The following is a 26,823-nucleotide window of genomic DNA, read 5'->3' on the forward strand; positions in this document are numbered from 1 at the left end:
CGGCGTGCTGATTTATTCCGTTTATGATATGGCCAATCGTCTGAACCACTTGATTCAGTACCGGTACACGATGGAAATCAAACAAAAAGAAGCGCAATTGCGGATATTGTACCAACAGATCAATCCGCACCTGCTTTACAACACATTGGAGAGCATCTATTGGAAAAGCTCGCTGGAAGGGCATTCGGAAGCGGCCGAGATGATCAAGGAATTGGCCAAGTTGATGCGGATCGGATTAAGCCGCGGGAGAGAATTGATCACCCTGCGGGAGGAAATGGAACATGCTTCGGCTTATGCCCGGCTGCAGCAAAAAAGGTATGAATCCGGTTTTCGCATCCATTTTCGCATTGAAAGCGACACGCTGGACAACCTCATTCCCAAAATTACGCTGCAGCCCTTGATAGAAAACGCCATTGTCCACGGTGTGCGCAACATGGGAGAGGATGGAGAAATTGTCGTATCCGCCGAGGCGGCGGATCATAAGGTGATCATACGCGTCGAAGACAACGGGTATAAAGCGGTTGATTACGCGGCAATCGATCAGATGCTGAACGGGGAAAACGCCGCTCCCCCGCTCGGCTACGGGCTGCGAAACGTCCATGAACGCATTCGGCTGCATTTTGGCGCCGAATACGGACTGCGCTTCGCTCCGCGAGAGCAGGGCGGCACCGTGGTAACAATCACTTTGCCCGAATGCCGGGAAGAGCCGCCATCCTATGCCGGGTAAAAGAGGAGGAGACAAACGGTGTACAATATTTTGATCGTGGATGACGAACCGTTGATCTGCAAAGGATTGAGCAATCTTCTTTCGTCCGCGGGACTCGATATCGAAAACGTATTTACCGCCTATAGCGGGCACGAAGCGCTCGATTATTTGCGGATGGAAGATATCGATCTGCTTGTGACGGATATCCAGATGGGCGTAATGAGCGGGATCGAATTGATGCACCAGGCGAAAATCATCAAGCCGTGGGTGCAAACGATTATCATTTCGGCCCATGAGACGTTTCAGTATGCGCAACTGGCCATTCGTTTGGGCGCAAAGGACTATATCATCAAGCCGATACAAGGCGACCAATTTCTCGATTCCGTGCGAAACGTGCTGCTTAAAATGGAAAAAAACCATTTGGATCAGGAACAATTGCTGGCGAAGCTGCGCCAGGATTTTCACATGGACGAGCCGCCGCCCGCGATCATGGAAGTGTTGCGCAGGCTGATGAACGATCCGGCGAATTTCGCGGACTTCGCCCTCTTAAAGGAGCGTTATCAGATTGATTTGTCGGGCCCATATTTTTCCGTTATCAAAGTAAGGCTGGATCTTGCGCGCGATTCGGAGGGCCACGAACTCACCGATCGGGACCGCGCCCTTTTGCGGTACGCTTCTTTGAATATTATCAACGAGCTATTGGAAAAAGAATGGAGCCATTGCGCTTTTTATTCCGCGGATCGGGAAATCAGCATCATCATCCAATGGAACGAAAACAATTTCCAGGAACAAGGCGGCAGCAAAATCAATCATCTCGACATGATCGGCCGCAGCGTTCACCACAACATCAGTCGCTACCTCGGGGTTTCCTGCGTGGTGGGAATCAGTCAAATCCTAAAGGGGCGCGAATTTCTGGGCGTTTTGAATGAGCAGGCCCGCAAAGCGATCGATTGGAACCGGGAACATAACGATCATAACGTGTTTTACTATGGCGATTTCAACTTGCGCTTGTATGCCGATGATCCCACTTCCGAGGAACTGTCCGCCCAAAACAACACGATCGTGCGGGAGGCGAAGGAATACATCGACCGCAACTATATGCAAAAAGGGCTGACGTTGCAGGAAGTGGCGCAAAAAAAGCATGTAAGCCCGAATTACCTGAGTTACTTGTTCAAAAAATACACCGGTTACAATGTGTGGGAATACGTCATCAAGCAGCGGATGGAAGAAAGCAAGCGGCTGCTGATGAACACGGACCTGAGACGGTATGAAATCGCGGAAAAAGTCGGCTACGAATCACCGGAGCATTTCAGCAAAATATTCAAAAAATATTTCGGCGTAAGCCCGAGCGACATGAAGAAGTAAAAACGCCCATAATTCGCATAATTCTGCACATGGTCAGGTTTTTCTCCCCTTTTTATAATGAACCATAACGATAAAAAGGAATGAGGGAGACCCGATGAACCAAACCACTGTTCCAGTCCGCGCGCTGGACACAGGACCCAGGCGGTCGGCCGGCAGATGGAAAAAGCACTTTTGGGGCTACATGTTTATTCTGCCGGCGGCCGTAATTTTTATTTTGTTTTTATGGACGCCAATCGTCAAAGGGCTGATCTACAGCTTTTACCATGTGGATTTTGTCAAAGGCAATGAATTTGTCGGTTTGGCCAATTACAGAACGGTTCTGCACGATCTGGACGTGTGGATCGCCGTGCGCAACACGCTGTACTATATGTTGCTGTGTGTGATCATTGGTTTTTGGGTGCCGATCGTGTTCGCCATCGCGATTTCCGAGCTCAGGCGGTTCCAGGGATTCGTCCGGGTTGCCGCCTATTTGCCATATGTGGTGCCCGCCGTCGTTCTATACGGCTTGTGGCGATGGCTGTACGACCCGATCGGGCCGATCAACGCGTTTTTGATGAACATCGGATTGAATCAAATCAACTTTATGACGGATACGAAGTGGTCGATGATTTCGCTCGTCATCATGGAGACGTGGCAGCAATTCGGGTCGGCCATGCTGATATATTTGGCCGGGATATTAAGCATCCCGCGCGATTGGTATGAAGCGGCGGAAATCGACGGAGCGGGCGTGTGGCAGCGGATTCGCTACATTACGCTGCCTTCGATGCGCAATCTGATTGCGCTTCTGTTCATTTTGCAATTGATTGCGACCTCGCAGGGATACTTGTCGCAGTACGCCATGCTGGACGGCGGCCCAAACAAGGCAACCCTGACATATGCCCTGCTGATTGTGAAATATGCCTTCAGCAGACTGGATTACGGCTCGGCGTCGGTGCTCGGCTGTCTGATGTTCCTCGTGTTAAGCGGATTGGCGATTGCGCAATACCGGCTGTCCGGAAGAAAGGAGACCGATTGATGAAGAACGTCGAACGGGGCATTTTATCCGCGCATGATTTGCGCAAACCGGTCAACAAGCTCGTCTATGCGCTGATGATTCTGGTCATCACGGTCATGGTGTGCACGATGGTTTATCCGATCCTCTCCACGTTTTTGAACGGTTTCAAGGGCAGGGTGGAGGTGAACTCGTTTCCGCCGCACCTGATTCCGGTCGAGTGGCATCCGGACAATTTCGGCCAAGGTTGGCATTACATCGATTTGGTCCTGTTTTTGCGAAATACCCTGTATATTTTTGCGGGAGACATGGTGGTGACCGTTCTCGTTCTGGGTCTGGCTTCCTTCAGTTTGTCGCGGCTAAATGTGCCTTATCGCCGGGCGATTCATTTTTTCTTTCTGACGACGCTGTTTATCCCGCCCACAACCTATATCATTCCGAACTTCGTCAATCTCAACGATCTGGGGCTGATGAACTCGTTCGCCGCTTTATGGCTGCCCGCGGGAGCCAACGCCTTCTTCCTGCTTCTGCTGAAAAGTTTTTTTGACAGCATCAATATGGAACTGTTCGAATCCGCCAGGATTGACGGCGCGTCCGAATTGAAATGCTTTTGGCAAATCGCCTTGCCGCTGTCGGTGCCGATTTTTGCCACATTGGCGATCTTCGTGTTTTCGACGGCGTGGAACGACTGGTTCTGGCCCTCGCTCATCATGCACAGCGACGATAAATATCCGTTGGCGACGGCCATTTACAAATACGTCATTCAGGCGCGCCGGCTGGACTTGAACATCCGCTTCGCGATTTTGTCGATGGTGATGGTTCCGCCGATTGCGGTTTTTCTGCTCTTTCAGAAATTCATCATCCGCGGCCTCCATTTGGGCAGCGTCAAGGGGTGACGGCGTGCGCAAAGCCAAATCGTAAAGCTGCACACAATCGAAGTAGGAATACACATCGTACGGGCGAACGGACTCCATTATGATTAGAAGTGTAATCCAAACCATATTGAGAAGGGGAGTACGCATGAGGAAGATTGCTATCATTTTTGTTTGTCTGATGGTGTTTGGTTTGGCGTTGGCCGGCTGCGGCGGCTCGCAAAAAGAAGCGGCGGACAACACCAGCCAGAGCACGGCGCAGCCGGAAGGTCAGGCGCAAGAAAAAGCGGATGACGCAAGCAACAAGAAAATTACAATCAGCATCTACTATCCGACACCCGACCAACCGGAGAGACGCGCTCTGGAGGACGACAAAATCAGACGTTTCCAGGAAAAATATCCGAACGTGGAGATTATTAAGAGCGACTGGCAGTACAACCCGAACGAAATCGGGATCAAAATGGGAGCGAACGAAGCTCCGACCCTGTTCAACACATATGCGACCGAAGGCAAGTTTTTGGCGGAAAAAGGCTGGGCCGCCGACATCACCGATTTGTTCAACAGCTACGAACATAAAGACGACATGAACCCGATTCTGCAAAACCAGTTTATCATTGACGGCAAAGTATACGGAATCGCGCAGCAAGGTTACGTGACCGGAACAGTGGTCAACAAAAAGATGCTCGAAGAAAAAGGGGTTCCGGTGCCGCCGTATGATTGGACCTGGGAAGATGTGCTGAATACGGCGAAAGCGGTAGCCGATCCGGCGAAGGGCATTTCCGGAATAGCGCCGATGGGCAAAGGCAACGAAGCCGGCTGGAACTGGACGAATTTCCTCTTTGAAGCGGGCGGGGAAATCCAGAAGGTCGAAGGCGGCAAAGTGGTAGCGATTTTCAATTCGGATGCGGGCGTCAAAGCGCTTGACTTCTACCACAGACTGCGTTGGGAAGCCCAGGCGATTCCGCAAGACTGGGCGCTCGGTTGGGGCGACGCGGTCGGCGCCTTCGCGCAAGGCAGGACGGCCATGGTAATCGCGGGTCCGGACGGTCCGGTTGACCAGGCGTTGAATCAGGGCGGTCTGAAGCCGGAGGATGTGCTCGTTTATCCGATGCCGGCGGCGGAAAAAGGCGGCAAACATACCGGCGTGCTCGGCGGCGATTTCCTTGTCATCAATCCGAACGCCACCAAAGAAGAGCAGGAAATGGCGTTCCGTTACGCGACGTTCGACTATTTCTCGGATAAAGGGCTGCAATCTCTCGAAGAGAACATTCAGGCGCGCAAGAAAGACAACAAATATTTCGTTCCGCCGACCATTCAGTACTACAAGGATGATTCTCCTTACGGACAAAAAGTGAGAGACCTTTACGCGAAATACGACAATGTCTATCAATACGATCCCGCCATTATGGGTCTGCTCGACGGCAAGCCGGAAGCGCAGTTCAATACGCAGGACTATTACGCGACGATGACCAATGTCATTCAGGAAGTTTTCTCCAAGAAAGACGTCGACCTGAAAGCGCAGCTGGACGCGGCGGCCAAACTGGTGCAGGAGAAATTCTACGATCCGATCAAAGTACAGTAAACAATCGCATAGCGTAAACCGTTAGGGCATCGTTCCTAACGGTTTTTGCTTACATAACGCGTTTCGGAAACAACTCATTATCATTTGATTGGCGGGGGAACGGGATGGATGGAATGTTGCGCAACGGCAGGTGGTATTGGGCCCTCGGGGCGGCCGTCCTGCTTATGCTGATTGCGGGAATATGGATCGCCGCGGCATTCATGCGCGGGTCGGACGTCACGTTTGAGCATGCGGACGGCCTGCTTATAATCGGCAATTCGCATTATGAGGCGGCATTTTACGACGACCATGGAGGCGTTGCCTATTTGCAGGATAAGCAGGCGTCGGGCAAACTTTCGGTCGGCAACCGCGGCGGCAACTTGTGGTGGGCGTTTATGGACGACAACTCTTCGTTCAACAGTTCGCAAGCCGACAGCTTTTCCTATGAGTGGGATGCCGGCAAGGGACGGTTGCTCCTGCATTATGGGGGAAAATTGCAGGTTGATGTGACGGCGGCATTTTCCGCCGACAGCCGGATCGCCCTGAGCGCGGTTGTAAAGAACAAAACAGCCGGCACGATCCGCTCGTTCAGGCTCCCATACGAGTTGAAGGTAGCGTCCGACCAGGTCAAGGACGGCTTGCTGCCGATGCTGCCAGGCGTCAAACTGCGCGCTGAGTTTTTCCGGGAAAACAATTCCTATGACGGACAGTATCCCGGGGTGATGTTCGCCCCGTACGTGGCGCTCAGAACGAACAACGGCAACCTGGCCGTCTATGATGTGTCTGAACACGAGGCCGCCACGATGTCGCTCGGTTTTAAAAATCAGGTGGACGATGCCGGCGTGACGGGCATTGTGCACGACTATAAGACGTTCATCAAACCGGATGCCGAATGGCGTAGTCCGCGGATTATGCTGCAGATCGGCAAAGATTATCCCGATTCGATCGAAAGCTTTAGGACGCTTGCCGGCATTTCCGCTTACCCCTCGCTGGATGAAAAGCTGGGGGACGATGAGCGGACCGTTTTTCAGCTGCCTTTTTACAAAATGGATATTTCCGCGCTCAAGGACGCCGATTGGCAGGCATTGCGGACCGATTACGCGGATCGCCTGAATTACAGCGGGATTTTGCATCTGGTTGGGTTTCAGCAAGGCGGGCATGATGAAAACTACCCCGATTTCATCCCGCCCGATCCGAAATGGGGAAGTCCGGAAGATTTTCGGGAATTTGTCCGGGACGCGCATGCCCAAGGGCATCGGGTGGTTCCCTACACCAATTTTTCCTGGTGGGGCGTGCATTCCCCGACGCTGAATTCGCTCCCGTCCGGGATTCGGCTGGAAGATATCGTAGTGCAACAGGAAAACGGAACCTTGATCAAGGAAGACTACGGCCCGCACAGCGGCTATGTGATGAATCCCAATCATCCGTTTGTGCTCGAGCGCATTGCCGAAGAACATCGCAAGCTGTTTGCGGAAGCCGGATTCGACGGCGTGTTCGAGGACCAATGGGGGATTCGCGACGTTCCGTTCCTGTATAACGAATCCGCGAGCGATGATCCGTCGACCGCTTATTTTCAAGGCGTCCGCGACTATTTCGCTTCGGTTCAGGCGCATTTGTACACGGAAGACGGCATTGACGTATTGGGCCAAGACGCGCTTGGTTTCATGGGCACCAACCTGTTGTGGGACCGGTTGGGATATCGTCCGAAAACGGCCGCGTATTCCGACTATTATCCGATGATCGGTATGCTGGAACGGGATAAAGTGATGCTGTTCCAGCACGATTTGGCGGCGGAAACGATGACCGACGATCAGGAAATGCTGCGCTGGAACCTGGCCATGGGGTACAACTTAAGCGGCGATTTGTACAACGGCGCCAACAATCCGTGGCTGGATGTGATCGGCGTATTTCAGCGATATGTGCTGGCCAATTATGTGGATGAGCGGGTTAAAAGCTTTACATCCGTTTCCCCGGCCGTGACGAAAACCGAATTCGACACGTATGCGGTGATCGCCAATTGGGACGATCGCAATCCGTATCCGCTCGATTCGCTCGTCACGCTTGCGCCCGGAGGTTTTGACGTCGTCTCGGACGATTCGCTTGTCAGGGCCGGTTCGTACACCCGTTTCAACGGTTTCGATCTCGATCCGGGCGAACACGATCTTGTCATCGTTCGCGGCGACAAAGACATTCGCGTGTTCCAGCCTTTCGGCGCGGACACGACGCTTTCCATCCGGAAAGGAGCCGACTGGGCGCATGTGCATGCGGCCGCTTACACGGCGGACGGAACGAAAATAGCCGATCTGCCGGTGACGGAGGATGGCGAAAACGTAACATTTGATTATATCGGGACGATCTTTGACCAGCGGGTTGCGTATGTCCAACTGTCCGCCGCGGCAACTTTGAGCGAAGTGACCGACGTTCCTTTCCATAAGGCGGCGGCCAAAATCAATCTGGCCCTGGAACAACCCGTCGAATCGACAACCGACACGGCGAAGGAGTTTCCCGCCAAACAGGCGGTGGACGGCGATCCTTACACTTACTGGGAGAGCATGCCCAAACGGTTTCCGCAGTCGCTGACGCTTGATCTCGGGCAGGTGCGGGAAGTGGACGAATTGGTGCTGAAGCTGCCGCCGCTCGATGCCTGGGAAGCCCGCGACCAAAAAATCGAAGTGCTCGGCAGCGAAGACGGCCAGTCGTTTGCCGTGCTGCTGCCTTCGCAGGCTTACACCTTCGACCCGAAAGCGGCCAATACGGTCAGCATTCCGCTCGATGGGGCCAAGACCCGCTATTTGCGGTTGACAATCGCGGATAACACCGGCTGGCCGGCGGCGCAAATCTCCGAACTGGAAGTATACGGACAATAGGAAACAGCAATGCACGCGGAACTCAGACGCCGGATGACGCGGTATGCCAAAAATTTTGCGGTCTGCTACGGATTCTCGACCTCGTCGTGAAAACTGCAGGCGTCTGGGTTCCGAAAGTGAGTTGTTCGCCATGTTGCATGTGAAGCGCAAAAATGCGCTTTATTTTTTTCTCATTTGTTCACCAGCTGCGATTTGGGCGCAAGCGGCAGCGGCATGACGATTAGCGCCAGCATGACGATCAGGAATGCGGCATAGTACGGGGAAACGGCGTTGCGGATTTGTCCCGCCAAAAGCGGCCCCACAAACGCCCCAAGGGAAAACGAAATCGACAATAACGAAAACACCCGTCCGTACCGGGAAGCCGCGCTTTCACCGGCCAACAGCGTGGAGAGCGCGGGCAGGATGATGCCGTGAGCCATGCCGATCGCAAGCAGCGATGCGGGAAGCGGAACCGGTAATTTGGCCGCCATCACGAAAAAAACAAGCCCCATGAACAAACTCCCCGCCGCCGTGCGCAAAAAGGAAGACAGCCGGTTCAAAAACAATAAGCTTAACGTGAGCAGCGCGCCAAAGCTGACATAGGAAAACAGGATGCCGGAGTTGATGATGGAAGCGCGTGAAGCTTCCGTAAGCGGCAGTTCAAAAAATAAAATTCCCTGGGAGCAGGAAAGCGCAAACGGAATGCCGTAGATCGCCAAAGGCACTTGCATGCCGGAATGTTCCCTTTGCCCGGCGAGGTCGCGGGCCAACTTTTTTGCCGCTATGGAATATGGTATATCCCGTATGGCAAAGAGAGCGAACACGCCGGTTGCGATCAATCCCCAGCCAAGCACGGCAAAAGCCGCAGCGAAGCCGATTTTTGCCACCAGCAGAGCGCCTGCAGCCGGCGATACGATTGCCGCCAGCGTATGCACCATCCCGTTTCCGGCCATCAACTTTCCTTGCTGGTAACGGGTCTCGGCCAATTTGGCCAGCAAGGCCAGGCAAGCGGGAGAAAGGAAAGCGAGCACAAACCCGCTGAGCGAACGGGCGAGCAACAGCTGGTAAGGATCGGTTAATTTTGCCTGGTAAAGCAGGATGACACCCGCTCCGACAAGACTGGAGAAAATAAAAAAGCGGCTGCCGTATTTGTCGACGCCGTAACCGGCCAAGAGATTGCCGGGAAGATGGGTCAGGGAATAAACGCCCATGATCAGCCCGATAAAGGAGGGCGCCGCGCCAAGCGAAAGAGCGAACGGGGAAAGGATCGGGTATTGCGCATGCAAATCGAATATTGCCACAAACATGAAGAGATACAGCCAAACGGCCGTTTTCATTTGCGCCACCTCTTTCATAGGAATGGTCTAACGCATACAACCAGACGGGAAACTGTCGTTATTCCTTACTTGTACGCCCGTACCCGGACAGATATTCGTGGCGGCTGAATTCATGTATAATGAATAAATAACGGTTGAGCGAAAGGGAGAGATTGATGGAGCCATTTTTCGCGTTTCTCACCGAGCGTTGGTACGTCGTGGCGGCTGCTGTGGTGATTCTTTTTTTGGTCATCAAGCTGGTCAAGGCGGTGATCAAATGGGTGATTGTCCTTGTTTTAATTGCCGGCGTGCTGATTTACGGGACGCAATACGGCGGTGAAATAAAGGATGTGGGCCAAAAGATCGTAAACGCGACCAGGGAAGAAGCGGTAAAAGCGCTGCTTGGGGAAGCGGAACAGGCGAAATTTACGCAACATGCCGACGGAACGTTCGACATTGCCACGCCTCATGCCCGATTGACCGGCGCGCAAAATTCCGATTGGTTAACCGTTACGGTCGGCGGCCATTCCTTTAAATTGAAAAAAGACGATGTTTGGCGGCAATTTATTGAGCAGGCGCGGAAGAAGTGATGGACTTGGGGCTGACAAGCAAGCTGTTGGACGCCGGGAATGTGCTTAGTTTGTTTTTGCTCGCAACGGTGGCGTTTTCCACTTTGGCGGGAGCGGCAAGAGGCGCGTCCGGCTCGGCGAAAAGGCTGGCCGCGGTCATCGGGGACGGGGCGGTTACGGTCGCCGCGGCGGCGGTTGCGTGGATGATATCGCGCCCTCTTTCGCCGCTGATCGGCTCCTGGCTGAAAGGGTGGTTTCCCGCGCAGCCCGACTGGGTTTCCACGCGAGTATGGCAATCCGTTGAACTCGCGCTTGCGGCAATTAGGGATTATTCGTTGTTCCGCTTTCTGCTCCTATTTTTGTGCATTTTTCCTTTTGTCAAATGGGTTGCGCAATGGTTATGGTTTTGGATCAGCGACATCCTTTTTCCGTTTGGCGCGCGTCAGTCGCGCGGGGGCGCGTTTTCGCCCGCAAGCGGAATCGTCGGAGCGGGAATCGGCTTTTGTTTGGGCGTTGTGCGCGCTGTCATGATTGTTGCCGTTATTTTTGTTTTGGCGGCGCTTGCCCCGGGCCAGCCGCTAATCAAATATGCGGAAAACTCCTATTACTACCGGCTGGTGACGGAAGAAGTCGTCATGCCGCTGGCCGGAGATTTCGTCAAACGCCGGCTGCCGCAATTTACGCAGGCGCTGGAAAAAGAATACCGCGGCATCCTTGCGCGCCGCTACGAAGTGATCGACCGCGAGATACCGGATGACGTCGCTTTGGCGGCAAAGAAAATCGTGGCCGGCAAAAAAACGGATGAAGCCAAGGCCAGAGCGCTTTACGAATGGGTCGGCACCCGAATCCGGTATGACGATGAAAAAGTGCGGCTGTATGAAGAATATCATGAATGGCGCGAGCAGACGCCGGAGGAAACGTTCAAGACGCGTAAAGGGGTATGTATCGATTATTCCCGGCTTTATGCGGTCATGGCGCGCGCGGTGGGGCTTAAGGCAAGGGTTGTAACCGGAATCGGCCATGACGGCAACGGCGGGTCCGGCCCGCATGCGTGGAACGAGGTATTGCTTGCTTCCCGCTGGGTTCCGCTCGACACGACCTGGGCGAACAGCGGCGGAAACTGGTTTGATCCGCCGAACTTTGCCGCAACCCACGTGAGAGAGGCTTGAACTTCCAGCGCGCTGAAGATGCAGTGCAGGCTATATCTATGCTAAACTGGCGATATAGATCTTGTTTGGAGAGGCAGGGGCTGTCAGGATGACGCATGGGCAACAATTTGACCAAGCGCAGCAGGAGGTGGTGAAAAAAAGACATTTTGCCTTCCGCCTGAATATTTTCTTTTTCGTCATTTTCCTGTTGTTTTCCGTTTTGATCGTCCGCCTTGCGTTTTTGCAATTTGTCGAGGGCGCGTCCATGAAAAAGCTGGAAGACAGCACTTATTCGGCATCGATTCCGATCGCTCCGATTCGCGGGCGCATTTATGACCGGGACGGCTACCCGATTGCCTACACCACTTCCGTGCAATCGTTGTTTTACCGATTTGAACCGAATCGAAGCAAGGACGAGTTCATCGATTTGGCCAAGCGGCTGTCCGCCGCGCTCAATGCGCGGAAATCTCCGCAGGCGGAGACGCTCACGCCGGAAGAAATATTGAAACGGATGGATGTCGGGTACAATCTGGACGGCGCGGAAATAAAAATTCGCGATTATTACTCGTCGCCGCGGCGGATCAAAGAAAATTTGTCGGAAAAAGAAATTGCGTATTTGCTGGAGCACAAGGAGGAATTTCCCGGCCTGGAAATTGTGGAGGAAAGCGTTCGCGCCTACGACGAGCGGAGAATCGCCGTGCAGCTGGTCGGCTATCTCAGCCCTTATTCCGCGGCCAAGACCGCTCCGGCAGGGTATCTTGATTTTTACCGGAATAAAGATACGGAAGCGCAATACCTGAACGACGAATATGTCGGCATGGACGGCATCGAGTTTATGTATCAGGATGAACTGCGGGGGAAAAACGGGTTGAAAACCTACCCGACCAACGCTTTGTCCAAAATTATCGGCGATGCGACGGTTGAGCCGCCGGTAAAAGGCAATAATTTATATTTGACGATCCAAAAAGATGTGCAACTGGCCGCCCAAAAGGCCATTACCGATCAGTTGGCTTTCATGAAAAGCGATGAAGCGCGCAAAATGGGAACCCCGTATATGGGCCATAATGCGGTCGCCGGTTACGCGGTGGCGATGGAAGTGAAGACAGGCAAAGTTGTGGCGATGGCGAGCATGCCGGACTACGATCCGAACGTTTGGCGCGGCGGAGTAAGCACCCCGGTATACAACCAGATCAAGAAGAAGATTACCAACGGCACAATCCGCGAGCGTTACGCCCCGCTTCCCGACGATGAATATTGGAAGCACCCGTCTTCGCTGGTGCCGCCCGGTTCGACCATGAAGCCGCTCACGGTTTTGATCGGTTTGAACGAAGGCCTGATTACCCCGGACGAAAAATACAACGACAAAGGCTGCTTCTACTTCGGGAAAAATAAAGACGCGCGCGTGTGCAACGCCTTGTTCGAACGCAACGGCTTGATCAACGCGGCCAAAGCGATTGAAAAATCGTCCAATACGTTTATGTCCGAAATGATCGGCAACCGCTTGTACATGAGCACCCGGATCGACGACCCGATCGCGTTGTGGGACCATTACATGAAAGAATTCGGATTGGGGGTCACGACCGGGAGCGGTTTGCCCGGCGAAAGCCCCGGCGATCCTTTTTACAAGATAGACGCCGAGCGCTACGGCGCGCAATCCCCGCTTATTTTGGGCTCGTTCGGCCAGGAAGCGCGCTATACGACGCTGCAGCTTGCGCAATATGCGGTGGCGCTCGCCAATCACGGCAAACGAATCAAGCCGGTATTCGTCGATAAAATCACAGACTATGAAAATCATACGCTGGAAACGACGGATGTGCCGACCGTGCTGAATCAAACCGAATTTCCGGAAGAGTATTGGCAAGTCATTGAGGAAGGCATGTCCAAAGTGTTTGTAACCGGGTTTGACGGCTTTAAATACAGTTTTATGCGCAAAACAGGCACATCGCAATCCGATATTGCCGGCTCCAAGCCGGAAAACGGGGTGTTCATCGGCTATGCGCCCGCGGAAAATCCCAAATTGGCGGTCGCGGTTGTCATCCCCGAGGGCGGGTACGGGGCCTGGAGCGCGGCTCCGGTAGCCCGGAAAATTTTTGACGCCTACGACAAGTATATCGGCCTCTCCGACGCGAAGGAAGAGGCGCAAAACGAGACCTTAGCCGCGCGGTAAGCGGGAAAGGACCCATTTGGCAATGTGTGGAATAGCGGGCATCGTAACGTACGACAAAAGCGAGCCTTCAAGCGAACAATTGAAACGGATGACCGATGCGATCGCGCACCGGGGGCCGGATGACTCCGGCTTTTTTCGCGAATCCGGCGTCGGTCTGGGATTTCGCCGGTTGTCCATTATCGATCTCGCCGGCGGGCAGCAGCCGATGACCAATGAAGATTCCACGCTCTGGCTCGTATTTAACGGCGAAATTTACAATTTTCCCGAGCTGCGCCGCGCCTTGACGGAAAAAGGACACCGGTTCAAAACGCAATGCGATTCGGAAGTGGTGCTGCACAGCTACGAGGAGTTTGGAACCGATTGCGTGAAACGGTTTCGCGGCATGTTCGCCTTCGCCATATGGGATTGCGGCAAGCGGTTGTTGTTTGCCGCGCGGGATCATTTCGGCATCAAACCGTTTTACTATGCGAGCGGCAATAACGGGTTTCTGTTCGCCTCGGAAATCAAAAGCATATTGGCAAGCGGGGAAATGGAGCGCAAAGTCGATTGGCAAAGTTTGTATCATTATATGACATTCCAGTACGTGCCGGATCCGCGGACCATGTTCGCGGGCATCAAAAAATTGCCGCCGGCCCATACGCTGATCGCGACGGAAGAAGGCCGCGTTTCTCTTTCCCGGTATTGGAACCCGGTTTTTGCGCCGAAACGCCAATCCTTTCATGACGCCGTGGAACAAATTCGCGCGAGTTTGCAAGATTCGGTTAAACACCATCTGGTGAGCGACGTCCGCCGCGGCTGCTTTTTGTCAAGCGGCGTCGACTCGACGGCGATTGCCGCGATGATGCGGCAAATGGAGCCGATCAAGACTTTTTCCGTGGGCTTTGCCGGCCCGAACAACGAGACGGTGGTGGCCAAGGAAACCGCAAGGGCGCTCGGCACAGAACACTACGTGAATGTCATTACCGCGGCGGACTATTTTGCCTCCGTGCCGAAAGCGGTTTGGCTGCAAGATGAACCGGTTGCCGACCCGGCGGCGATTGCGCTGTACCATGTTGCCCGTTTGGCGAAAGAGCATGTGACGGTGGTGCTGTCCGGGGAAGGCGCGGACGAACTGTTCGGCGGCTACCGGATTTACCGCGAGCCGCTTGCGCTAAAGCCTTTGAATTGGCTGCCGCTGGCCGCCAAACGTTTTTTGCATCTGCTGGTTTCCGCCATTCCGGGCAATTTTTACGGCAAAAATTATTTGTTGCGCGGAACAACGCCGTTGCAAGAACGGTTTTTCGGCAACGCCAACATTTTTCCCGACATGTTGAAGCAAAGATTGTTAAGGCAAACCTGCCTGCGCGGCAAACAGCTTGTTCCGGCTGGGCGGGCGGTTCAGGAATTGTACCGACAGTGCCGGCACCTTGACCCGGTTTCCCAGATGCAGTATATTGATTTGCATCTGTGGCTGCCGGGAGATATTTTAATGAAAGCGGATAAAATGACCATGGCGCATTCGCTCGAATTGCGGGTGCCGTTTTTGGACAAGGAACTGTTTGCAGTCGCCGCGTCGATTCCGGCTTCGTACCGAATTGCCGGCGGCACGACAAAATATGTGTTCCGCAAAGCGATGGAGGGCATCATCCCGGATTTTATTTTGCATCGTCCGAAACTTGGCTTTCCTGTTCCGATGCGGGACTGGCTGAAAGGCGAGCGAGGGCGGCAATTGCTGGACGTCATATGCGAATCCGGCGTTACGGAATATTTCAATCTCGCCGAAGTTTGGCGTTTGTTTGCGTTGCACCGCGACGGCAAGGCGGATTTTTCCCGGCATTTGTGGGTTTTGTACGTGTTTGCGCTGTGGCATATGACTTATATGGAAGGGACGGCAACGCCCGTTTTGGCGCCGACTATATCATGATAAACGCTTGAGGAGAAGCGTGACGGGCAGGGAGGGGAGAAATGACATGCCGCGTTATAAAATTATTGCGCTCGATATGGATGGAACGCTGCTTGATGCCAGGCAGCAAATTTCCCCGGCGAACAGACAGGCGATCCGGGAGGCTACAAAGGCAGGCGTCGCTGTCGTCATCGCCACCGGCAGGGGCATCCAAACGGCACAGCCATATATTGACGATTTGCAATTGCAAACCCCGATCGTTACCGTCAATGGCGGGGAAATATGGCGTTCGCCGGGCCGCTTGCACCGCCGCTTTTTGTTGCGGCATGAAGAAATTGCGCGGCTGCGCCAAATAGCTGTGGAATTTGCCAGCTGGTATTGGGGATATGCCGTAAGCGGCTTGTTCAATAAAGATCGTTGGGCGGAGCGGATTGAGGCGGAAGAATGGCTGAAATTCGGCTTTTACACGGAGGATGCCGAAGTCCGGGAGCACATTTTGTCGCGTGTCAGGGCAATCGGGAATCTGGAAATCACCAATTCGGACCCCAATAATTTGGAGATTAATCCCGCGGGAGTAAATAAAGCCGCCGGCATGCAAACGGTTTGCCGGTTGCTGGGCGCCGCCATGCAAGACGTGGTGGCTTGCGGCGACAGCTTGAATGACATCGCGTTGATTCGCCATGCGGGTCTGGGCGTTGCGATGGGAAACGCGCAGCCCAGCGTGCTTGACGTCGCCGATTTTGTTACGTTGACCAACGATCGCGACGGCGTCGCGCACGTCATTTATGAAAAGGTGCTCAAACCATGAAGGCGGATTCGCTCGTTAAAGGAACGATCATCCTGACGCTAGCCGCTTTTGTCGCCAGGTTTTTGGGCGCCATCCAGCGCGTTCCGTTGAAGGCTCTGTTGACGGACGCGGGCATGGCCACCTATTCGATCGCCTATAACGTTTACTTTATATTGCTGACCATTGCAACGGCCGGGGTTCCGCTCGCATTGTCCAAGCTGATTTCCGAACGGAACGCCGTCGGCAAGTATGCCGAAGCGCAGCGCATATTTGTCGCCGCCGTCTGGTTTTCGCTTACGGCGGGCGTGTTGATGACCGCGCTGATTTATGTGGCGGCGCCCTTTTACGCCGAACGTATGAGTCAAGACCCCGACGCCGCATTGGCGATCCGGGCGCTTGCCCCCGCGCTGCTCTTGTTTCCGCTGATTGCCATTATGCGCGGGTACTTTCTGGGGCACAGGTTTATGCTCGCAAACGGCATGTCGCAAATGATCGAGCAGATTGTGCGCGTCGTGACGGCGGTCGGTTTGGCATATGCGCTCCTGCGCCTGGGCTTCGGGCATCGCTGGGCGGTTGCCGGCGCCTCCTTCGGCGGAGTGACGGGCGCCGTCGGCGCTTTTCTCGTTATGCTTGCCTATAAGCGCAAAATCAAGCCGGCGGGCATTGAAGCGGCGGCCGGCGCGGATAGGCGGCCCGCAAAGGTTGAAATGCCGGACCGGGAAACGGAATTGCAGTCAGGAAAACCGCTTAAAATTGCAAATATTTATTCGTTGATTTTCCGCATCTCGATACCGATCACGCTGATTTCGATTATGGTGCCGCTCATCAATGCGATCGACTCGACGACGACCATTCCGCTGTTGAAAGCGGATTTGGGTATCGGAGAGGCCAAGGTCGTGCTCGGCTTGCTGGGAGGCCGCGCGCAGTCGCTGGCGGGGATTCCGATCATTTTGGCGATTGCGCTCAGCCAGTCTGTTATTCCCGTCATTTCGTCCGCTTTCGCCAGGAAAGATGTTGCGGAATTGCGGGCGAAAACGTCGCAGGCTTTGCGCCTGTCCATTTTGTCCGGTTTGCCGCTTGTCGTTATGCTAGCCACCGGCGCCAAATCCATCAACGGGTTGTTGTTTGCCGATACGGCCGGCAGCGGAATTATTGCGATGTTAACGGTTGCTTCGATGTTTCAAATTGTGATGATGACTTCCGGTTCGATATTAATGGGCCTGGGCCAAATGCGGGCGCCGATGGCGCATGTGTTTCTCGGCATTGCCGTGAAACTTGCCGGCAACTATATATTGGCTCCCTGGTTTGGCATTTACGGCATCATCACGGCGACGATCGCGGCGTTTTTGCTTACTACGGCGTTGAATTTGCGCTCGCTTGGCCGGATCATGGATTTCTCCATCTTCGGCAAGCGTTGGCCGGGGATGGCGGCGGCCGCGGCGCTCACGACTGTAGCAGGGATTTTGCTCGACCGGGTCAATATGCTGTTTGTCCATTTGTTCGGCGGCGCGCTGGATTATTTGCTGCAGTCGGCTCTGCTTTGCACGGCGCTTTTGCTCCTTTACGGCTTGCTGTTGCCGCTTTTGCGCGTGCTGACGAAGGAGGATTTGTCCGCCATGCCCGGACCGCTGCGCAAATTGTCCGGAAAAATTCCTTTTGTGCGGTAAGCGAATATTGACAGATGAACCGGAAAGAGTTATAAATACGTAAAAAGATTGCCGACAGGCTGTCGACAAACTTGAGGAGGGAATGACAGTGCGGCAAATTACCGATGAACAGGAATTCCGCGCTGCAGTTAAAGAAGACAAACCGACTGTGGCCGTGTTTAAAACAACCTGGTGCAAAGATTGCCATTATCTCGATTTGTTTTTTGACGATGTTGTCAGTCAATATGCGGACAGGCTGAATTTTATCCATATCGACCGCGATCAGCTGCCTGATTTGTGCGCAGAACTCAATATACTGGGCATCCCCAGCTTTATTGTATTCGCTCGCGGCAAAGAATTGGTGCGGTTTGTCAGCAAGCTGCGGAAAACAAGAGAGGAAGTCGAACATTTCTTCGACCGCGCGCTCGAAGTCGCCGGAGCCATGGCTGAGCGGTGATATCAAGGCGCAGCGCCTGATTGCGCATCACAAGCACAAAAAGCGTGCCCGGAACACATGCGTTTCCGCGCACGCTTTTTTTTCGGCAGCGGGGATGCATGGGACGCGGAAAAACTGTACGCAAAATGCCACACCTTAACGTAGAATTACTATTCTATTAAAGTTATAATAAGTTTGGTCTATACGTTTTTTCGCAAAAAGAAGGTGACATCCTTTGTTGCGCGCTTTGAAATGGTTGGCGGTACTTACGGCCGTCGGCATGTTTTTTGTCGTTACGGGCGGCGCGTTGGTCACGCAAACGGACTCCGGGCTGGGGTGCGGCAAGGAATGGCCGCTGTGCAACGGGAAATTAGTTCCCGACCTGACGTTGGAATCATTGATTGAATATAGCCACCGCGCGGTTTCCGGCATTGTCGGAATACTGGTCGTTTTGTTGGCGATATTGGTATTTCGGAAGCTTAAAGATGCGCGGGAAGCGAAAACGTATGCTGTCATTGCGCTGTTTTTTACGTCGCTGCAGGCGATATTGGGCGCGTTGGCCGTAATCTGGCGGCAGTCATCCGCGGTGCTTGCGCTGCACTTTGGCTTTTCGCTGCTCGCTTTTGCCGGCTCGTTGTTATTGGCGATTCGCGTCTGGCAGCTTGTAACGCCAACAACTCGTTTGCCCGCTTACGATCGCGCCATTTCCGTCGGGTTGCGCAATTTTGTTTGGCTGATTGCGGGATATACTTATATCGTCATATACTTCGGGGCCTATGTGAGACATACTAACTCGATGGGCGGCTGTATGGGTTGGCCTCTTTGCAACGGGGAAGTGATTCCGCAATTATCCGGCGCGACCGGCGTCGTGTTTGTCCATCGGTTGGCGGCGGCGATTTTGTTTGTCCTGATTTTATGCATGTATATCATCACCCGCACCAGATACAAGGCAAACCGGGAATTGACGGTGGCGGCGTCTTTCGTCATGCTGCTGGTGCTTATGCAAGTGTTGAGCGGCGCTTGGGTTACGTTCTCGATTACGAACGATCAGGTCCATATTTTTGCCACTTTGCTGCACACGTCGATCATTACCGGATTTTTTGGGGCGTTGTGCTATTTGGTCGCACTGGTCAGCTTAAACGGGCGGGCGCTTGCGGAAAAGATTCAGGGGAAAGGCGGTTCATGCGATTGATCCAGATCCCGCATCCACGGTATTTTCGCCAACAATCCACCCAGTATGCCGAAGCGGTCCAGTTGGTGGAAACGTTTTGCGCCAAAATGAAACGACGGTACCGCCATCAACGGGACGTCCCGATGCGTGCCATCGAATTGGAAATGCGGGCGCGGGGGTTTGTCGAAGCGCTTTACGAACTTGCGATGAGCGGACATTTGGCGAGGCAATATCGCCGGGAAATCACGGCGGAATTTGTTGAAGACATGGGCGAGCGGCAAATGGAGCATTATGTTTTGCACATTTATTATTTCAAAAATGCGTTTATCCGGGTATTTTCCGTGCTGGACAAATTGGGGACGTTTGCAAACCAGTTGCTTGAACTCAAGACGGAGAAGGTGAAGCAGCGTTTTTCCTACTTTACGGTATTGCGCCGCATGCACGAAACAAACCAACATGGATATTTGGCCAACCAGCTGACGGAATACAAACAACATGCGCAGGAGCCGTTGCATCGGCTTAGAGTGAAGCGAAATCTGGAGATCCATGCGATGAATTCGGAACAAACGGACGATCTGGCCTATGCCAACCATTCTTTTGTGGAGAAGTCCAGGGTGGAAGCGTTGGACAGCAATTTGCAGGATCTTGAAGTCGCCTGCCGTATGGTCTGCCTGTCGCTTGCGGAAATATTCCGGTACGGCATCCGCGTCATTGCGGACATGCATCCCGCCGAATAGCAAACAGGCGCCGCTTTGTGCCAAGCGGCGCCTGTAAAGGGCTGCGGATTATTATTCGACCTGGATGACTTCCTGAACGCCCTCCACTTCTTCAAACAAAGCTCTTTCAATTCCGGCTTTCAGCGTTACGGTCGAACTGGGGCAATGGCCGCAAGCGCCCATCAGCCGCAATTTGACAATGCCATCTTCCACATCCACGAGTTCCACGTCTCCGCCGTCACGATGCAAAAAGGGGCGCAACTTATCCAAAACATCGAGCACTTCATCATACATTTCATTTCCGGTTTGCTCACTCATTCGCCTATGCATCTCCTTTCTTTATAACTATTATAAACAAACGGTAAACATTTTCAATGCAAATTGTCGCTTAGGATCGTGGCGCAAACAGAAAGGCGCTGCCCCATATTTTCGGGGAACGCCTTTGTTACGATCATCAATAGAAAAGGGCTTCAGTTGATATAAACGACTTCCTTGATATCCGCCACTTCTTCCAGCAACGCTCGTTCGATTCCTTCCCTGAGCGAATCCGTTTCAAAACAGCTGCCGCATGCCCCTAGCATTTTCAACTTGACCACGCCGTCTGCCGCTTCGACGATTTCCACATCGCCGCCTTCTTTCCGCAAAAATGGGCGGAGCATTTCCAAAATTTCTTCCGAGTCGTTGTATAATTTGTTGTGTGCTTGTTCGCTCATTTGCTCATCTCCTTCTATTCCTTTATTATAATCATAGACGGGGCAATCGCAATGAGAAAACGCACAACTGCTTGCGCATAAAGGATTGAATGCAAATGCGGCCGATTATTGAGTTTTGCACAAACAATTCCGGCACCGAACGGATCATGAAAAAGTTGGAGAAAAACCCCGAATACGATGTCATTGAATACAGTTGCCTGGGAAACTGCGACCAATGCGCGGTTGAACCGTTTGCGATCGTGAACGGCACGATCATAGCCGCTGCCGACCCGGATCAGTTGTATGCCAAAATTTTGCAGGCAATTGAACAAACAAAGGACCCTTATGCGGATTTCGTGTTTGACGATGAGTGAAGTCAGGCGAAATTGCGCTTGGACATCCACAAAACTCCGCTTTTCAACAATTTTGGCGTCCAGCCGGTCACGATGATATCATCTTTGCCCAATAGTCCAAATCCGGATTTTTTCCCGAGCGATCCCAGGACGCCTTTCAGTTTGATTTTGCCGAGTCTGGGTTCCCGTTTATCCCATATCGCGCAAATGACTTCCGCCACTTGTTTCCCTTGCGCCTCCGCCAATTGCGCGCTGGGCGAAAAAGCCGCGCTGGCGCAATCGCCCACGACGAACACGTTTGGAAACTGCGCAATTTGGTGATGTTCGTTCAACAGGATGCGCCCTAGCTTGTCCTTCGGCACGTTCAGTTGCTGCACAAGCGGGCTTGGCGTGATACCGGCCGTCCATACTGTCGCGTCGGTCGCAAACGGCTTGCCGGCGTGATACAGGGCGCCTTTTTCGACGCGGTTAATCGAAATGTTGTTGCATAATTCCACATCATGCGCGACAAACCAGTCGTGGACGTAATCGGACAACTTTTTCGGAAACATGGACAGGACGGTCGGACCGTGGTCAATAATGCGAACATTTAGATCCGGTCTGCTGTAACGAAGCTCGGAAGCGAGTTCGACGCCGCTCAAGCCGCCGCCCACAATCGAGACGGTTCCGTATGGCTTCACGTCGTTGATCTGCTGGTATGCTTTGCGTACCGAGGAAAATGTTTGCAGGCTCAACGTATGCTCTTGCGCGCCCTCAATTCCATGGTAATTGTCGACGCAGCCCAAGGAGATGACGGCGTAATCATAGGCGATTCGCTCGCCGGAATGCATCGCGACGGTGTTCAGTTCCAGGTTTATTTCGGCAATTTCGCCGTATTTGGTGGAGATGCGATCATGAAAGTGAAACGGAACGCGAATTTCCGATTCGGCCACGGTGCCTGCCGCCAGCGCGTAATATTCCGTTTTCAAGCCAAGAAAAGGCGATCTGTCCAGCAAGATAATTTCCGCATCCGCGGGAATTTTGCTCTCCGACAATTCTTTGGCTACGGTGAAACCGCCGTAACCCCCGCCTAAAATGACAATTTTCTTCATATGTGCGCCCTTTCTGTATGTTAATTTTTTTACAGTATTCCACAAAAACAGGGAATTCCCCAAGGATAAATTCGAATGCAAACATGTTTAGTTTCCGCGTATCAGGTCTAAACTCACCGCCTTTAGGCGATCAGCTTTTGGTACCTGCGCTTGGTAAACGTTAAGTCTCCCTACGCAACGGGAACATTAAACCTCCCTACGCAACGCTAAAATGGTTGGATCGCCTCCCCGCACAGCGCACAAACGAGGTGCTACCTCCCCGCCCGTCGCCAAAACAGGAGGATTACCTCCCCACGCATCGCTATAACAGGAGGATTACCTCCCCACGCATCGCTAAAACAGGAGGATTATCTCACCGCCCATCGCTAACGGTCGCAGCAGAGGCTATTTGCCGAAAAAAGGCCGGGCAAAAATTTTAACGGACGCTTGAGCGGCTATTCGCCTTATTTTTACCTGTATACTGCACAAAGTGCTAAAATAAGCGCGCCTACGTCCGTTAAACTGGAAAACCGAGCGTAAAACCCAAAATAACCTCTGCCACGTCCGTTAGATCTGAAAGCCCACTACGATGACCGTTAGATTTGAACTTCTACGACCGTTTAAAGGCTGCAAGCCGACAAACCGTCCGAATTTCCGTCGGCCAGCTTTAGGTGGATTTAGCCACAAATTGCTTATCAGCAACCTTTTGCCTGAATACTCGGCATTCAGCCGCTGATGGGAACCTATCGACTTTATTCAATAGGTTTTCAGCTGTCAAGAAGCCGCATAGAGGGACAGAGGGACCTTTATCATTATAAACCTGTCGGAAATGATGGGCAATATTGCGAATGCGGCTTCCAATTTCTTGCCGCCCGGGGGGAGTTCACGGTATAATCGCCAAGGAAAGGTATTTGTTTGTATGAAGAAAGGGGCGGGAGTACCCGTGAATATTCATTTGAACGTGTCCATCGGCGACGAAAAAGTCAAGGAGGCAGTTATTCATATAGAGAACCACAAGCTCGAAGCATTGAGTGATGACGAAATTCAGCAGGCGGTTGAAATCAAAATCAGGGAATGGGTCAATTCCCAAATCAGCATAGCGTGGGAAACGAGCGACGATCCGGTCAGAATCAAACAAGACGAGGAGTAGCGGTTTGTTTACAATGTAACCACTACCGGCTTAGACGTCCGAATAGTGCGTGATGAGGAGCGGCGGTTCGTTTATAACTGCTCATTGACGTAGGCGTATGCGGTTTGTCCGCATTTGCGGCATTTTGTGATATGCACGCATTGGTGGGTCGCCAAATCAATAAAACCGTTGGTCATTTTCAGGTCGTCGATCGGCCGGTAGGGGGCGTAAGGGCCAATGAACGCGTCGGCTCTGCCCAAATCTTCGGAAAGCCCGCCGCAAGCCGGGCACTTTTTCGATAAAGCGGCGCAGCCGTTGCAGACCGGGCAAAAATACGCCATAGACATGTCCTCCCTGAGTTCAACTATAATAAGTGGCATTAGCGGCGCCTTATAGTATTCCCGTAAGAACAGCCTCTCATCCCCGAAGGGACGAGAGGCTGTTTTCGCGTACGCCAAAGCGCGGTGTCAAAGCGCCGGTCTAAATCCCCCGCTTTGCCAGTTATCTTCCAGCGCACGGACCATGTGGGGCGCTCCAATTACCTGCAAATTCATTTTTACCCATAACGGCAAAAATGCCGATATAGGGCATCATGCGGAGCGAATTGGCGTCCATAACGGCAAAAATGCGGATATAGCACATAACGCGGAGTGAATGGACGCCTATAAGCGCCTATAACGGCAAAACGGACAGGTATGCGCCACCTGCCCGATTTTTGCAAATATAGGACTTTAAACCGCGTAAAGAGGGGTGTTCCTCCTTCGCTCAAGCGGTTCAGGACAATACCATATTGCTGCTGTGTCCCGGAGACAGTTTGGCGTCAGGGTCAAAGTAGACTTTGGCGTTGTTGATCGCGGTGGGCGCTTCGCCAAAGCCGACAGCGATCAGATCCAATTTTCCCGGATAAGTGGCAATGTCGCCGGCGGCAAAAATGCCCGGAATACTCGTTTCCATTCTGCTGTCGACAACGATCGCGCCGTTTTCGATCTCAAATCCCCACTCGGCGATCGGCCCAAGCGAAGAAATGAACCCGAAATTGACGATCAATTCGTCGATTGCGATTTGCGTCTGTTCTTTCGATTTGGTATGCGTCAGGGTGACTTGTTCGATTTTGTCTTGCCCATGCAATTCCGTGATCTCGTATGGCGTCATGATTTTGACCGAGGATTTCAGCAAAAGCTGCACACTGTGTTCATGGGCGCGGAATTTGTCCCGGCGGTGTACGAGGATGACTTCCTTGGCAACGGGCTCCAGCATCAACGCCCAGTCAACCGCGGAATCGCCGCCGCCGGTAAGCATTACCGTTTTGCCGGCAAATACGGACAAATCGTTGACAAAATAATGCAAATTCTTTTTTTCAAAATTTGCCGCGTTCGGAACTTCCAGTCGGCGCGGCTCAAACGCGCCCACCCCGGCGGTCACGATAACGGCTTTGGAAAAATAGGAGCTTTTATCCGTAACGATTTCAAAATTTCGTTCCGCATGCTTGATGACCTTTTTCGCTTTTTCTTCCAGATGAATATCGATATTGAACATTTTCATTTGTTTCTCAAGGTTTTCCACCAAGTCTTGCGCCTTTATTTTGGGAAATCCGGCAACGTCGTAAATGTATTTTTCCGGGTAGAGCGCGGACAGTTGTCCGCCAAGCTGCGGCATGCTTTCAATGAGCATGACCGAGGCTTGCCGCATTCCGCCGTAAAAAGCGGCAAACATCCCTGCAGGGCCGCCGCCGATTACGGCAATTTCCACGGTGTTTTGGTTCGGGTTCGAGTGGGACAATGTAGAACACACCTTTCATAAACATGTACAAACAAATTCGCTATATATTATAATCTTTCCGTTTTCATAAATAAACAACATTGTTTCATAATGTGCAACCAAATTTCATTCTTTAATATATCATACGAAATACCGTCGCATTTTGTGTGTGAGAAAAATCATGATACAACTAAAAACATCCTTGAAATTTGTGGCGGAAAATTATATGATTCTTATGAGATAATCATTAGTTGTCGAATCATATCGCCTATAAGTGTGGATGGAAGCATATGTTGCTTATCAGGCAGCTTAAGGATGCGCATAATACTTCAAAACATATGCTGTTCTTTTGCCGAGGGTTGTGTGTTTTTTCACAATTAATGCAGATTCTCCCTGACTTATCATTTTCACGAAAGAAGGATTTACAGACATGAGCAAAATTCCCAGAATCGTTATACTTGGGGCGGGATATGGCGGGATTGTGACAGCGATCAAGCTCCAGAAGGAATTGCATTACAACGAAGCCGATGTAACGCTTGTCAACAAGCATGATTACCATTACTTTACTACCCATCTGCACATGCCCGCGGCCGGAACCGACGACCCGAAACATGCAAGCATCAACATTTTGAAATTGATCGATGAATTCAAAATCGATTTCATCAAATCGACCGCTCTGCAAATCCGTCCGCAAGAGCGCAAAGTTGTACTGGAAGACGGGACGTTGACATATGATTATCTTGTCATCGGGCTTGGCGGCGAGCCGGAAACGTTCGGAATTCCGGGCTTGAGCGAATATGCGATGAATATTCGCAGCATCAACAGCGTAAACCTGATTCGCGAGCATATTGAATATCAATTCGCCAAATTCAAGAACGATTCGGATCGCACCGATTATTTGACGTTTGTTGTCGGCGGCGCAGGCTTTACGGGCATCGAATTCGTTGGCGAGCTGGCTGACCGCATTCCGGAACTTTGCAAAAAATTCGGCGTTGACCCAAGCCTGGTTAAAATTTATAGCATTGAAGCCGCACCGACGGCACTGCCCGGATTTGATCCCGAATTGGTCGAATATGGCATGAAAGTTCTTGCCGACAAAGGCGTTACCTTCAAAATCGCCACTCCCATTAAAGAATGCACACCGGATGGGGTCATTCTTGCAACCGGCGAGGAAATCAAAGCGCAGACCGTTATTTGGACTGGCGGAGTTCGCGGCAATCATTTGGTGGAAGAAGCCGGTTTTGAAGCGGTCCGCGGACGGGTTAAGGTGGATAAGTACCTGCGGTCGCCGCAATATGAAAATGTGTTCATCGTCGGAGACTGCTCGGTCATTATGAATGAACAGTCGGGAAGGCCATATCCGCCTACGGCGCAGATGGCTACGCAGCAAGGCTACGCAACCGCGCATAATTTGGTGGCGGCCATTCGCGGCGAACCGATGAAGGAGTTCAAGTTCAACAATCGCGGCGTCGTGGCCTCCCTGGGCAAGCGGGAAGCGATCGGGCTGATCGGCAACCGAAAGCTGAAAGGTTCTTCAGCCGCGTTTATGAAGAAATTGATCGATTTGCGTTATCTGTTTATCATTGGCGGCATTCCGCTTGTATTGAAAAAAGGCAAGTTTTAATCGCCGTTTCACGGACGG

The 26,823-nt window shown here is 52.5% G+C and carries 24 protein-coding genes; 18 read left to right on the plus strand and 6 right to left on the minus strand.

Translation table 11 applies throughout. The features are described 5' to 3' along the window. From VF260_11435 to VF260_11460, 6 genes are all read left to right on the plus strand, one after another. Window positions 1-727: sensor histidine kinase (locus VF260_11435; GenBank protein HEX7057787.1), on the plus strand; the 727-nt coding region annotated here is incomplete at its 5' end. An 18-nt stretch (window positions 728-745) separates the two neighbouring features. After that, on the plus strand, window positions 746-2,071 hold the full coding sequence (locus tag VF260_11440; protein HEX7057788.1) for a response regulator: 1,326 nt from the start codon (window positions 746-748) through the stop codon (window positions 2,069-2,071). 94 nt (window positions 2,072-2,165) lie between these two features. Further along, window positions 2,166-3,086, plus strand: coding sequence for a sugar ABC transporter permease (locus VF260_11445; GenBank protein ID HEX7057789.1), 921 nt, complete (start codon window positions 2,166-2,168; stop codon window positions 3,084-3,086). Continuing rightward, complete coding sequence (locus tag VF260_11450; GenBank protein ID HEX7057790.1) at window positions 3,086-3,958, plus strand: carbohydrate ABC transporter permease; 873 nt, start codon at window positions 3,086-3,088, stop codon at window positions 3,956-3,958. Before VF260_11445 ends, VF260_11450 begins: the two co-directional genes overlap by 1 nt. A gap of 124 nt (window positions 3,959-4,082) precedes the next feature. Further along, entirely contained in the window at window positions 4,083-5,516 is a 1,434-nt protein-coding gene (locus tag VF260_11455; GenBank protein ID HEX7057791.1) for an extracellular solute-binding protein, read from the plus strand. Window positions 5,517-5,620: 104 nt separating this feature from the next. Next, complete coding sequence (locus VF260_11460) at window positions 5,621-8,362, plus strand: discoidin domain-containing protein (GenBank protein HEX7057792.1); 2,742 nt, start codon at window positions 5,621-5,623, stop codon at window positions 8,360-8,362. A 170-nt stretch (window positions 8,363-8,532) separates the two neighbouring features. On the opposite strand, the gene VF260_11465 is transcribed toward VF260_11460, so the two are convergent. Next, on the minus strand, window positions 8,533-9,678 hold the full coding sequence (locus tag VF260_11465) for an MFS transporter (protein HEX7057793.1): 1,146 nt from the start codon (window positions 9,676-9,678) through the stop codon (window positions 8,533-8,535). A gap of 155 nt (window positions 9,679-9,833) precedes the next feature. On the opposite strand from VF260_11465, the gene VF260_11470 reads away from it, so the two are divergent. The 9 genes from VF260_11470 (at window position 9,834) to VF260_11510 (ending at window position 20,200) form a co-directional block, all read left to right on the plus strand. Continuing rightward, window positions 9,834-10,247, plus strand: a complete 414-nt coding sequence (locus VF260_11470; GenBank protein HEX7057794.1) for a hypothetical protein — start codon at window positions 9,834-9,836, stop codon at window positions 10,245-10,247. Next, entirely contained in the window at window positions 10,247-11,395 is a 1,149-nt protein-coding gene (locus VF260_11475; protein HEX7057795.1) for a transglutaminase-like domain-containing protein, read from the plus strand. The genes VF260_11470 and VF260_11475 overlap by 1 nt, the downstream gene beginning before the upstream one ends. Before the next feature lie 88 nt (window positions 11,396-11,483). Then, complete coding sequence (locus VF260_11480; protein ID HEX7057796.1) at window positions 11,484-13,541, plus strand: penicillin-binding transpeptidase domain-containing protein; 2,058 nt, start codon at window positions 11,484-11,486, stop codon at window positions 13,539-13,541. Window positions 13,542-13,563: 22 nt separating this feature from the next. Next, window positions 13,564-15,444 carry an asparagine synthase (glutamine-hydrolyzing) gene (asnB, locus tag VF260_11485; GenBank protein HEX7057797.1) on the plus strand — a complete coding sequence of 627 codons (1,881 nt, stop codon included), beginning with the start codon at window positions 13,564-13,566 and terminating at the stop codon, window positions 15,442-15,444. Window positions 15,445-15,490: 46 nt separating this feature from the next. Further along, a complete protein-coding gene (locus VF260_11490) occupies window positions 15,491-16,231 on the plus strand; it encodes a Cof-type HAD-IIB family hydrolase (GenBank protein ID HEX7057798.1) in 741 nt (246 codons plus the stop codon). Continuing rightward, on the plus strand, window positions 16,228-17,877 hold the full coding sequence (locus VF260_11495) for a polysaccharide biosynthesis protein (GenBank protein ID HEX7057799.1): 1,650 nt from the start codon (window positions 16,228-16,230) through the stop codon (window positions 17,875-17,877). The genes VF260_11490 and VF260_11495 overlap by 4 nt, the downstream gene beginning before the upstream one ends. Window positions 17,878-17,959: 82 nt before the next feature. Then, window positions 17,960-18,313 carry a thioredoxin family protein gene (locus VF260_11500; protein HEX7057800.1) on the plus strand — a complete coding sequence of 118 codons (354 nt, stop codon included), beginning with the start codon at window positions 17,960-17,962 and terminating at the stop codon, window positions 18,311-18,313. 217 nt (window positions 18,314-18,530) lie between these two features. After that, window positions 18,531-19,484: a heme A synthase gene (locus VF260_11505; protein HEX7057801.1), complete on the plus strand. Its 954-nt coding sequence runs from the start codon at window positions 18,531-18,533 to the stop codon at window positions 19,482-19,484. Beyond that, the gene (locus tag VF260_11510; GenBank protein HEX7057802.1) at window positions 19,475-20,200 is read left to right on the plus strand and encodes a Cthe_2314 family HEPN domain-containing protein; all 726 of its coding nucleotides are present in this window, start codon (window positions 19,475-19,477) and stop codon (window positions 20,198-20,200) included. Before VF260_11505 ends, VF260_11510 begins: the two co-directional genes overlap by 10 nt. A gap of 51 nt (window positions 20,201-20,251) precedes the next feature. Here the strand turns inward: VF260_11510 and VF260_11515 are convergent, their stop codons facing one another. Together VF260_11515 and VF260_11520 are read right to left on the minus strand one after the other, a co-directional pair. After that, window positions 20,252-20,497 (minus strand): NifU family protein, encoded by a 246-nt coding sequence (locus tag VF260_11515; protein HEX7057803.1) that lies wholly within the window; start codon window positions 20,495-20,497, stop codon window positions 20,252-20,254. A 152-nt stretch (window positions 20,498-20,649) separates the two neighbouring features. Further along, window positions 20,650-20,892: a NifU family protein gene (locus VF260_11520; GenBank protein HEX7057804.1), complete on the minus strand. Its 243-nt coding sequence runs from the start codon at window positions 20,890-20,892 to the stop codon at window positions 20,650-20,652. A 95-nt stretch (window positions 20,893-20,987) separates the two neighbouring features. Here VF260_11520 and VF260_11525 point away from each other — a divergent pair, with 95 nt between their 5' ends. After that, a complete protein-coding gene (locus VF260_11525; protein ID HEX7057805.1) occupies window positions 20,988-21,245 on the plus strand; it encodes a YuzB family protein in 258 nt (85 codons plus the stop codon). Between the two features lie 2 nt (window positions 21,246-21,247). Here the strand turns inward: VF260_11525 and VF260_11530 are convergent, their stop codons facing one another. Beyond that, on the minus strand, window positions 21,248-22,315 hold the full coding sequence (locus tag VF260_11530) for an NAD(P)/FAD-dependent oxidoreductase (protein ID HEX7057806.1): 1,068 nt from the start codon (window positions 22,313-22,315) through the stop codon (window positions 21,248-21,250). Window positions 22,316-23,237: 922 nt separating this feature from the next. Here VF260_11530 and VF260_11535 point away from each other — a divergent pair. After that, window positions 23,238-23,444 carry a hypothetical protein gene (locus VF260_11535; protein HEX7057807.1) on the plus strand — a complete coding sequence of 69 codons (207 nt, stop codon included), beginning with the start codon at window positions 23,238-23,240 and terminating at the stop codon, window positions 23,442-23,444. Between the two features lie 71 nt (window positions 23,445-23,515). Here the strand turns inward: VF260_11535 and VF260_11540 are convergent, their stop codons facing one another. Then, a complete protein-coding gene (locus VF260_11540) occupies window positions 23,516-23,764 on the minus strand; it encodes a hypothetical protein (GenBank protein ID HEX7057808.1) in 249 nt (82 codons plus the stop codon). Between the two features lie 433 nt (window positions 23,765-24,197). Continuing rightward, window positions 24,198-25,202, minus strand: a complete 1,005-nt coding sequence (locus tag VF260_11545) for an NAD(P)/FAD-dependent oxidoreductase (protein HEX7057809.1) — start codon at window positions 25,200-25,202, stop codon at window positions 24,198-24,200. Between the two features lie 409 nt (window positions 25,203-25,611). On the opposite strand from VF260_11545, the gene VF260_11550 reads away from it, so the two are divergent. Beyond that, complete coding sequence (locus tag VF260_11550) at window positions 25,612-26,805, plus strand: NAD(P)/FAD-dependent oxidoreductase (GenBank protein ID HEX7057810.1); 1,194 nt, start codon at window positions 25,612-25,614, stop codon at window positions 26,803-26,805. Window positions 26,806-26,823 lie beyond the last annotated feature (18 nt).

Source organism: Bacilli bacterium (assembly GCA_036381315.1).
Lineage (GTDB): Bacteria > Bacillota > Bacilli > Paenibacillales > KCTC-25726 > DASVDB01.